The organism is Salibaculum sp. (assembly GCF_035270045.1).
In the GTDB taxonomy this organism is placed as follows: domain Bacteria; phylum Pseudomonadota; class Alphaproteobacteria; order Rhodobacterales; family Rhodobacteraceae; genus Salibaculum.
In genome coordinates this window covers 1-9,662 of sequence record NZ_DATFIP010000034.1, presented here as the reverse complement: position 1 = coordinate 9,662, position 9,662 = coordinate 1, and the positions used below count along the sequence as shown (strand labels likewise).

At 68.7% G+C, this 9,662-nt stretch carries 7 protein-coding genes; 4 read left to right on the top strand and 3 right to left on the bottom strand.

Annotated elements, in window-relative coordinates:
- Positions 1-22: 22 nt before the first annotated feature.
- Both VJ897_RS05640 and VJ897_RS05635 read right to left on the bottom strand, forming a co-directional pair.
- Complete coding sequence (locus VJ897_RS05640) at positions 23-232, bottom strand: hypothetical protein (protein WP_414706680.1); 210 nt, start codon at positions 230-232, stop codon at positions 23-25.
- Between the two features lie 511 nt (positions 233-743).
- A complete protein-coding gene (locus VJ897_RS05635) occupies positions 744-1,256 on the bottom strand; it encodes a sel1 repeat family protein (RefSeq protein ID WP_414706679.1) in 513 nt (170 codons plus the stop codon).
- Between VJ897_RS05635 and VJ897_RS05630 the strand changes: the two genes are divergently transcribed.
- Positions 1,233-2,549, top strand: a complete 1,317-nt coding sequence (locus VJ897_RS05630; protein ID WP_324054058.1) for a cytochrome-c peroxidase — start codon at positions 1,233-1,235, stop codon at positions 2,547-2,549. The genes VJ897_RS05635 and VJ897_RS05630 overlap by 24 nt on opposite strands.
- 10 nt (positions 2,550-2,559) lie before the next feature.
- Here the strand turns inward: VJ897_RS05630 and VJ897_RS05625 are convergent, their stop codons facing one another.
- Positions 2,560-3,525, bottom strand: coding sequence for a hypothetical protein (locus tag VJ897_RS05625; protein WP_324054056.1), 966 nt, complete (start codon positions 3,523-3,525; stop codon positions 2,560-2,562).
- 261 nt (positions 3,526-3,786) lie between these two features.
- Between VJ897_RS05625 and VJ897_RS05620 the strand changes: the two genes are divergently transcribed.
- The 3 genes from VJ897_RS05620 (at position 3,787) to VJ897_RS05610 (ending at position 9,594) form a co-directional block, all read left to right on the top strand.
- On the top strand, positions 3,787-4,464 hold the full coding sequence (locus VJ897_RS05620; RefSeq protein WP_324054054.1) for an ImuA family protein: 678 nt from the start codon (positions 3,787-3,789) through the stop codon (positions 4,462-4,464).
- 12 nt (positions 4,465-4,476) lie between these two features.
- Positions 4,477-6,201, top strand: a complete 1,725-nt coding sequence (locus VJ897_RS05615; protein WP_324054053.1) for a Y-family DNA polymerase — start codon at positions 4,477-4,479, stop codon at positions 6,199-6,201.
- Between the two features lie 90 nt (positions 6,202-6,291).
- The gene (locus VJ897_RS05610) at positions 6,292-9,594 is read left to right on the top strand and encodes an error-prone DNA polymerase (RefSeq protein WP_324054052.1); all 3,303 of its coding nucleotides are present in this window, start codon (positions 6,292-6,294) and stop codon (positions 9,592-9,594) included.
- Positions 9,595-9,662: the final 68 nt, after the last annotated feature.

The window sequence follows — 9,662 nt, the reverse complement described above, 5'->3', positions numbered from 1 at the left end:
ACTATCAGGCGTACTTGGACCTTCAATCTGCAATTTGTCGTGCGCTACCCGAATGACGGTTTGTCCAGGTTGCTGATGCCGCTACGCAGCGCTGCCGCCAGTCCACTTTCCACACGGTCTGTTCGGTGGTCCCGTAGCGCTCGGCACGAACCCAGGCAGGTTCAACACTGGCCTGTATCGCCGCTCTGATCTTCGGCGTTGTCGTCGCTTGGCTGTCAAGCTTGATCAGCATGTCGTTCTCCCATCCTGCGCCTCGGCCAGAATACAGCGTGCCATGAAAAGCGCTGATCGACGAGGCGCTATGTGATCACCCGGGATGGAACAACTAGCAGTAGCAAGTATGACAATACCCGATGCCGCGTTCGTTCAGGAGGTCCTCCACGTTCCTAAGTGAAAGCGGAAACCGACCATACATTATCACGGCCAGAGGAGCTCGGGGCTCGTCATTGAAGCGCAATTGCCGGATGACTTGCGTGGCCGCATCAATGTGTATGTGCTGATGTCTCGCCTGCAGCCGACCCATCTGCTTGAGTTAGCCAACAAAGGCGAGAACGGGAGCAGCTGAGTGTCCGCTTTCGCCGTCTGCTGTTATGTCACTTGCGCTTGCAGCGAATGTCCGGAAACCACCCGACCTGCGATTGCTGGCTCGGGTGGACCGTAGCCAAGTATGGGTCCGCTCAGGGCTGACAGCGGCCTCGGGGCGCTTGGGAACAATCCCGTCCGACCACGCGGCCCCCACCCCCTTAACGGAACGGATACATCCAGGGCTTGTAGTCGTCGATCAGCACCTCGGCCCGGGCGCGTTGTTCGGCGGTCATGCGCGGGGTCAGTTCCTCGATCGAGAGGACCGCGTCGGGGTCTCCGCCGATGGCCGACAGCCCATACCACAGATAGGCGCGTACAAGGTCGGGTTCGGGGAGGCCCCGGCCCACCTCGTAGTACCAGCCCAGGCCCGACTGCGCGCCCGGATGCCCCTTGAGCGAGGCGCGCAGGTACCACTCGAAGGCGCGCTCGTCATCACGTTCCACGCCCAGACCCAGGGCATACATCACTCCGATCAGCTCCTCGGCATCGGCATTGCCCGACCGCGCCAGCACCCGGAACTGATCCATGGCCGCCTCGAAGTCATTCGCTTCCATCAGGTCGCGCGCCTGTTCCAGGTCGGCGGCATGAACGGGGGTTGAGAGCGCCGTGAAACATGCCAGTATCAGGCCATGAACAACGGGCGTTCCATGGTCTTGCCAAAGCTGTTTCATATCGTCCTCTTCGTCTTTGTCGCGATGTCGGGGGCGGCGAGGGCCGAGCCGCTGAGGCTGGATGATTTCGTGGACGCGGACCCGGCGCAAGCCCGGATCGGCCAGCTTCTGTTCTACGACCCGATCCTGTCGGGCAACCGGAACATATCCTGCGCGACCTGCCATCACCACGACCATGCCGGCGGGGACAGCCTCAGCCTCGGCATCGGCGAGGGCGGCACCGGGTTGGGACCCGACCGCACCCCCGGCACCGGAGACGACCGCATCGCCAAACGCATTCCCCGCAATGCGCCCGCGCTGTGGAACCTGGGCCACAGATCCATCGACGTGCTGTTCCACGACGGCCGGCTGGAGGTTTCCGACCAGTTCGGCAACGGCTTCGACACCCCGGCCGAGGAATGGTTCCCCGAGGGCCTGGATCACATCCTTGCCGCACAGGCGCTGCTGCCCATGACCTCGGAATTCGAGATGGCCGGCAACGTGGGGGAGAACCAGGTGATCGGTGCCGTGCGCGACCGCATCGACAGGGGCTGGCCGATCCTGGCCAAGCGTGTGCGCACGATCCCCGAGTATGGCGAGATGTTCGTTGCCGCCTTCGACCATATCGGCCATCCCAGCGAGGTCACGATCGTCGAGATCGGCAATGCCATCGGCGCCTTCGTTGCCTCGGAGTGGATCAGCATCGACAGCCCCTACGACGCCTGGCTGGCCGAAGGCGCCCCCCTGCCCGACGCGGCTGAACGGGGGCGGCAGATGTTTTTCGGCTCGGCGCGCTGCGCGGCCTGCCATTCCGGACCGCTGTTCACCGACCAGGACTTCCATGCCCTGTCCCTGCCCGCCTTCGGGCCGGGGCGGACGCGGCTTTTCGACCACATCGCGCGCGACGTGGGGCGGATGGGCGCAACCGACCTGCTGGCGGACGCCTATCGCTTTCGCACGCCCTCGCTGCGCAATGTTGCCCTGACCGCGCCCTATGGCCACAACGGTGCCTTTGCGACGCTGGAAGCGATGATCCGGCATCATTCCGATCCGCGTGTCAGCCGCGCGACCTGGCAGCCCGCGCAGGCCAACCTGCCCGCGGTGCCCTGGCTCGCGGCGGCGGATTTCGCGATCCGGCAGGACCGGCTGGAAATGCAGCGGCAAAGGGCCCGGCTGGATATCCGGCCGGTGACGCTGAGCGACAGCGAAATCGCCGATCTCGTGGCCTTTCTGCACGCGCTCACCGGAGAGTCCGTCGACGACCGCCCGCTGGGTCGACCCGACCACGTGCCAAGCGGCTTGCCCGTCGATTGATGCGTCGGCGCTAGACGAGAAGCTCCGACAGGGGTCTGCGTGCGCGTGGCGGGGCGGCACCGCTGGGCTTGCCGAACCGGATCGCCTGGATCAACCGCCGGTCGGGCGCGATGCCGAACCGGGTGCAGGTCTCGCCATTGATCGCGGGATGATCGGACAGCGCCGACATGGGCCAGCCCGCCATGCCCAGGGATGCCGCCTCCAGCCCCAGGCGCAGGTAGGCGCGGCCGCTTTCCACCGGGTGTTCGCCGCGCGGGCGGTGGAACAGCGCGATCACCGGCGCGGTTCGGGTGGCCGCGGACTCGGCCGTCAGGCGCGGGGTCAGCCTGGCGGCATCCAGCCCCCGCCAGAGCGGGCCGAACACCAGCGGCAGCGCCGCAGCCGGTGCCCGGGCGAGGTTCAGCGCCGCCCGGTCCATGCCGTCAAGACCCGTCCGCGGGTGGCGCGGGGCCAGGCGCATCCAGTCCAGCAATTCGTGGCGCAGGCCCTTGTCGCGCAGCATCTGGAGACTGGCCCAGTCGTTGCGCTCGGCCAGCCAGGCGCGGCCCTTGTCATCCAGGACCTGCCGCGCGTCGGAGCGCGACCAGCCGTAAAGCTCCATCGGGGCGGCGTCGAAGGACCCGCGCCAGGTGAACCGGCGCTCCAGCTGGCGGTGCAGAGGGTCCTCGGCGGCGGCCTCGGTGAAGCGCAGATGCGCCACGGTTTCCAGCCCCTGCCCCCGGTTGAAACGCGGTGCCTCGGCCAGGTCCACCTCGGCCCCGAAGCCATGGGCCGAAAGCGCCAGCACCATGGCCTCCAGCGCCGCCCCGCAGCCCAGCGCCGTGGCGCGCCCCTCCGGATCGCTGGCAGGCAGGGTATCGCGAAGGTCGCAAAACAGGGTCGCGCCATCGGTGTCCAGCGTCCAGCGCGCGGGCTGGGCATTGTGCGCGCTGGGGGCCAGCCCAGCGCGCACAACGCAGGCTTCGAGCACCTCCATGGCGATCATCCTGGCACCCCCGCCGCGGCAACAGCCGGGTCCTGGCCTGGCGACAGGCTGGGTTGAGTATCATGGCGGGGCACGACCCCCGGCACCGGTCCCGTCATCTCGGCCTTCTGTCCTCCCTCTGCCCGGGCAGGCTATGCAAGGGGAAGGAGACAGACAAGCCGCGAAAGCCGCACAGTGGTCGCCCGTCCGGGGTTTGACGCGGGCCGATGCGCGGACTAGAACAAATAGAGAACATTTTTCAAGGACACCCCCATGCGCTGCGCCCCGCCCCCCACCAGGACCGCCGCCGATCTGCTGTCCGACCGCGCCACCGATCCGGCGGCGACCGCCGAGGCCCCCACCCTGAGCGAGGTTTTCGTCGAAAACGCCAGCGACGGCGGGCCGCTGGGCTTTCTGCTGGCCCAGATCGATCCGGCGGGCGGCCCGGTCCTGTGGATCAGCGACCGGCTGTCCCGGCACGAGGCCGGGCGGCTCTGCATCGCCGGGCTGCCGCGCCCGCTGGAGGTGATCGCGGTGGATGTGAACCGCCCCCTCGACGTGCTCTGGGCCATGGAACAGGGGCTGGGTTGCGGCGTTCTGGGCGCCGTGGTGGGCGAGGTCTGGGGCGAGGCGCCGCAGCTGGATTTCACCGCCACCAAGCGGCTGGCGCTTCGGGCCGAGGCGCATGGCGTGGCCGCCTGGCTGATCCGGCGCGCGGCACAGCCCAACCTGTCGGCGGCGCGCAAGCGTTGGCGCGTGGCCTCGCTGGCCGCCCTGCCCGACCCCGACGACAGCCGCGCGCCCGGTGCGCCGCTCTGGCGGGCCGAACTGTTCCGCAGCCGCTGGGGCGCCCCCGGCGACTGGGTCGCGCGCACCACGGCGCAGGGCCGGCTGCACCTGGACCACCGGGTCGAGGCCGAGGCCGCCGCGCCCCGAACCGGCCAAGGCTGACCGGAGGCACCCATGAGACACGAGGACAAGCTGCCCGTCCTCTTGCAGACCGCTCAAGGCGACCGACATCAGACCACGGCCCGGCCGGTGGCCCCGGCGTGGCGCGCCGGGACGGACGCGAACCGGGGGCGCCGGCAGGGCCGCGGGCGGGCGGGTGTCGCCGCAGACGCAGTCGCCCTGCCCGCAGGCGGCCTGTCCCGCGATCCGCTGGCCCGGCGCATCACCGCCCTGCATTTCCCGACCCTTGCCATGGACCGTTACCTGCGCCACCGCGACCGGCAAGGCAATCGGGTGCCCGACGACCTGCCGCTGGCGCTGGCCGTGGATGGCCCGCACGGCCCCGTGCTGCACGCCACCAACCGTGCCGCGCGGCTGGCGGGGATGCGCCTCGGCGAACGGGTGGTGGACATGCGCGCGCTCTGCCCGGACCTGCAGGTGGAGTTTGCCGATATCGCGGGCGACCGGGCGATGCTGGCGCGGCTCATGCTCTGGTGCCGCCGCTGGTGCCCCTGGACGGCCCCGGACGGTGACACCGGGCTGGTCATGGACAGCACCGGGTCGGATCACCTCTGGGGCGGAGAGACGGCGATGCTGCGCGACATTGAGGAGAAATTCTCGCTCATGGGCCTGTCCTGCGACCTGGCCATTGCACCGACCCATGGCGCGGCCTGGGCGCTGTCGCGCCATGGCGGCCTGCGCGAGATCTGCCAGGGTCCCGAGCTGGCGCAGCGCATGGCGCCCCTGCCCGTGGCCGCCCTGCGGCTGATGCCCGACACGGTCCTTCTGTTGCACCGGCTGGGTCTGAAAACCGTGGGCGATCTGGCCGCGGTGCCGCGCCGGGCGCTGGCCCGGCGCTTTGCCCGCGCCGCGCTGCCGCAGAACCCGCTGATGCGGCTGGACCAGATGATGGGGCGGCTGGCCGAACCGGTCCAGAGCCCCGACGACCCGCCCCGTTTCGCCGTGCAGTCCCGCCTGCCCGAGCCGGTGAGCGATCCCGAACCGCATCTGCCGGCCATGGCACGGGACCTCTGCGCCGGGCTGGCCGCCGAAGGCATGGGCGCACGCCGCGTGACGCTGCACCTTTACCGCACCGATGGCGAGGTCGCGGCCCTGTCCGTGGCCACGGCGCGGGCCAGCCGCGCGGCAGACCATCTACTGCGGCTTTTCGAGGGGCGGCTGGAACGGCTCGACCCCGGCTTCGGCTTCGACCTGATCATACTGGAGGCCAGCGTGGTCGAACGGCTGGACATGGTCCAGACCCGCATCGACGGTCACGTGGACAGCGAGACCGAGCTGGCCCGCCTGATCGACCGGCTGTCCGCGCGCTTCGGCGCGGATCACATCACCCGTCCCGCCCCGAAGGACAGCCATATCCCCGAGCGCCGCGAGCGTTGGCAATCGGCCATGGCGCCCGCCGCGGGGGCGCCGGGCACCTCGCGCAGCCCGCGCCCGCTGCGCCTGCTGGACCCGCCAGAGGAGATCCGTGTGCTTTACGCCGTGCCCGACGGGCCACCGGTGCAATTCACCTGGCGGCGACTGCCCCACAAGGTCACGCGCTTCGCCGGGCCCGAACGAATCGGGCCGGAATGGTGGGCCGACCGCCCCACCGCCCGGCTGCGCGATTATTACCGCATCGAGACCCAGCACGGGCGCCGCTACTGGCTGTTCCGCGAGGGACTGGCGGACGATGGCCGGGGCGGCGCGCCGCGCTGGTTCCTGCACGGGGTCTTCGCATGACACGGCACGCCATGTCGGGGGCGCTGCCCCCGTCGGCCATGGGCCGACTCCCCCGCGGCATTTTCAACCCGAAGAAGCCGGGCGCGCGCAATGCCTGAGAACGACCATCAGCAGCCCCGCCGAACCCTGCCCGAGAACGGCGCGTTCCCCCCGAACCCGCCCGCGTCCTTCGTCGAGCTGGGGGTGACAAGCTGCTTTTCCTTCCTGCGCGGGGCCTCGGACGCGGTCGATCTGGCACGGGCGGCCTGGGCGCGGGGGCATCACGCGATCGGGGTGACGGACCGCAACACCTTCGCCGGGGTCGTGCGGCTGCATACGGAGGCGAAAAAGGCCCGGCTGCGCCCGCTGATCGGGGTGCGACTGGCGTTGGTCAGCGGCGAGGAATTTCTCGCCTATCCCAAGGACCGGACTGCCTATGGCCGCCTGTCGCGGCTTCTGTCGAGGGCCAAGATGCAGGACACCGAGGGCCGCTGGCAGGCCAAGGGGGCTTGCGACATCACCCTTGCGGACCTTGCCGACCATGCGCAAGGGGTGATCCTGATCGCCCTGCCGCCCGAGGACCTCGACGGGTTTGCCCGCATCTTGTCCCGGCTGAAACGGCGCCTTCCCGGGCTGGGCTACCTGGCCGCGTCCTACCTGTATCGCGGCGACGACCGGGCGCGGATCAACCGGCTGGACCGGATCGCGGGGCAGACCGGCCTGCGGCTGCTGGCCACCAACGACGTGCATTACCATGCACCCGACCGCCGCCCGCTGCAGGACGTGATGACCTGCATTCGCGAAGGGACCACGCTGGCCCGGGCCGGAGCATTGCTGCACCCCAATGCCGAACGCCACCTGAAATCCCCCGCCGAGATGGCACGCCTGTTCCGCGAATGGCCCCACGCCATCGCCGCCACCCGCGCCGTGGCCGATGCGATTTCCTTCGACCTGGGGCAGCTCTCCTATGAGTACCCGCGCGAAGTCATCCCCGCCGATATGACGCCCCAGGCTTACCTGGAACAGCTGACATGGGAGGGCGCGGCGCGGCGTTACCCGGACGGGATCGCCCCGCAAACCCGCGCGGTGCTGGAAAAGGAACTGGCGATGATCGCGAAACTGGATATCGCGCGTTATTTCCTGACCATCCATGACATTATCAACTTTTCCCGGGAAGGTGTTGAAAACCCTATTCTTTGCCAGGGACGGGGATCGGCGGCCAATTCCGCCGTCTGCTACGTTCTGGGCATCACGGCGGTGGACCCGGCACAGCACCAGTTGCTGTTCGAACGATTCATCTCGGAAGAACGCAAGGAGCCGCCCGACATCGACGTGGACTTCGAGCACGAGCGCCGCGAGGAGGTGATCCAGCACATCTATGACAAGTATGGCCGCGATCGCGCCGGGCTGTGCGCCACGGTGATCCATTATCGCCCCCGCAGCGCCATCCGCGAGGTCGGCAAGGTCATGGGGCTGAGCGAGGATGTGACCGGTGCACTGGCCAGAACGATCTGGGGCAGCTGGGGCAAGGATGTGGGCGCGGATCACGTGGCCGAGGCCGGGCTGGACATCGCCGACCCGCTGATCCGGCGCACGGTTCTTCTGGCGCGGCAACTGGTGGGCATGCCGCGCCACCTGTCCCAGCATGTGGGCGGCTTCATCCTGACCGACGGGCCGCTGGTCGAAACCGTGCCCATCGGCAACGGCGCCATGGCGGACCGGTCCTTCATCGAGTGGGACAAGGACGACATCGACGCGCTCGGCATCCTCAAGGTCGATATCCTGGCGCTGGGGATGCTGACCTGCATCCGAAAGTGTTTTGATCTGGTTTCAGCGCATTACGGGCAGACCTTCACCCTTGCAACGGTCCCGCGGGACGACCCGCGCGTTTATGACATGCTGTGCCGGGGCGACTCTGTCGGCGTCTTCCAGGTGGAAAGCCGGGCGCAGATGAACATGTTGCCGCGCCTGCGTCCGCGCGCCTTCTACGACCTCGTGATCGAGGTCGCCATCGTCCGTCCCGGCCCGATCCAGGGCGACATGGTGCACCCCTACCTGAGGCGCCGCAATGGCGAGGAAGAGGTCAGCTACCCGGCCCCCGGCGCGCCCCATGACCCGGCAGAACTCAAGAACATCCTGGGCCGCACCCTGGGCGTGCCGATCTTCCAGGAACAGGCGATGAAGATCGCCATCGAGGCGGCGGAGTTTTCCCCCGCCGAAGCCAACGAGCTGCGCAAGGCCATGGCGACCTTCCGTTCGCGCGGAACCATCGACAAGCTGCAGGACAAGATGGTCGGGCGCATGGTGGCGCGCGGCTATGAAGAGGACTTCGCCCGGCGCTGCTTCGACCAGATCAAGGGGTTCGGCGAATACGGCTTTCCCGAAAGCCACGCGGCCAGTTTCGCCCTGTTGGTCTACGTTTCAAGCTGGCTGAAATGCCATTATCCGGCGGCCTTTGCCGCCGCCTTGCTGAATTCCCAGCCGATGGGGTTCTATGCCCCGGCCCAGATCGTGCGCGATGCCCGCGACCACGGCGTGACCGTGCGCGCCCCGGATGTGAATTTCTCCCAATGGGACAATACGTTGGAACCCGATGCTGACGGCATGGCCCTGCGCCTTGGCCTGCGCCAGATCAACGGGTTGCGCGCGGCGGCCGCAGCGCGGCTTCTGGCCCACCGCGACGCGCCCTACACGGACCTCAGGGCGCTGCAGTCCCGCGCCGGGCTGCGCGGCGCCGATATCCGCAAACTGGCCGAGGCGGATGCGCTGCGCTCGCTCTTCCTGGATCGCCGGCAGGCCCTGTGGGAAGCCAAGGCCCTGAAAGACGCGCCCGACCTGCCGCTTTTCAAGGGCACCGATGACGAAGGGGCCGAGCCGCCGGTTCCCCTGCCCGACATGCCCGTCACCGAGCAGGTCGTGGCCGATTACCAGACCCTGCGCCTGTCGCTGAAGGCGCATCCGCTGTCCTTCCTGCGCCGGTCGCTGAGGCGGCAGGGATACGCCGCTTGCGCCGACCTGCCAGGCAGCGGCAACCGGCACAGGGTCCGGCTGGCCGGGCTGGTGCTGATCCGACAGCGGCCGGGGTCGGCCAAGGGGGTCTGTTTCATCACGCTGGAGGACGAAACCGGCACGGCAAATCTGGTGGTCTGGCCCAAGGTCATGGCGCACTACCGCAAGGTGGTGATGCAGGCGCGGCTCCTGGTGGTGCACGGGTATGTCCAGCGCGACCTGGACATCATTCACGTGGTGGCCCAGCACCTGGAGGACCGCACGGATGCCTTGCAACGGCTGGCTCCAGACGGGATGACGCCGCCGCTCTCCCATGCCGACGAGGTCACGCGTCCCCTGCCCGCTCCCCGCTCACGCCACCCGCGCAGTGCGCAGATCATCCCGAAAAGTCGCGACTTTCACTAGGGCCCGAACCCGACGACCCAAGCCCGATCGAGGCACCTGACCCGCATTTCTTTGGACCGGAAATATCC

Bases quoted from the DNA above. Each gene is read 5' to 3' on its own strand.
- VJ897_RS05640 (WP_414706680.1), bottom strand. From the start codon at position 232: ATGCTGATCAAGCTTGACAGCCAAGCGACGACAACGCCGAAGATCAGA.
- VJ897_RS05630 (WP_324054058.1), top strand. From the start codon at position 1,233: ATGGTCTTGCCAAAGCTGTTTCATATCGTCCTCTTCGTCTTTGTCGCG.
- VJ897_RS05635 (WP_414706679.1), bottom strand. From the start codon at position 1,256: ATGAAACAGCTTTGGCAAGACCATGGAACGCCCGTTGTTCATGGCCTG.
- VJ897_RS05625 (WP_324054056.1), bottom strand. From the start codon at position 3,525: ATGGAGGTGCTCGAAGCCTGCGTTGTGCGCGCTGGGCTGGCCCCCAGC.
- VJ897_RS05620 (WP_324054054.1), top strand. From the start codon at position 3,787: ATGCGCTGCGCCCCGCCCCCCACCAGGACCGCCGCCGATCTGCTGTCC.
- VJ897_RS05615 (WP_324054053.1), top strand. From the start codon at position 4,477: ATGAGACACGAGGACAAGCTGCCCGTCCTCTTGCAGACCGCTCAAGGC.
- VJ897_RS05610 (WP_324054052.1), top strand. From the start codon at position 6,292: ATGCCTGAGAACGACCATCAGCAGCCCCGCCGAACCCTGCCCGAGAAC.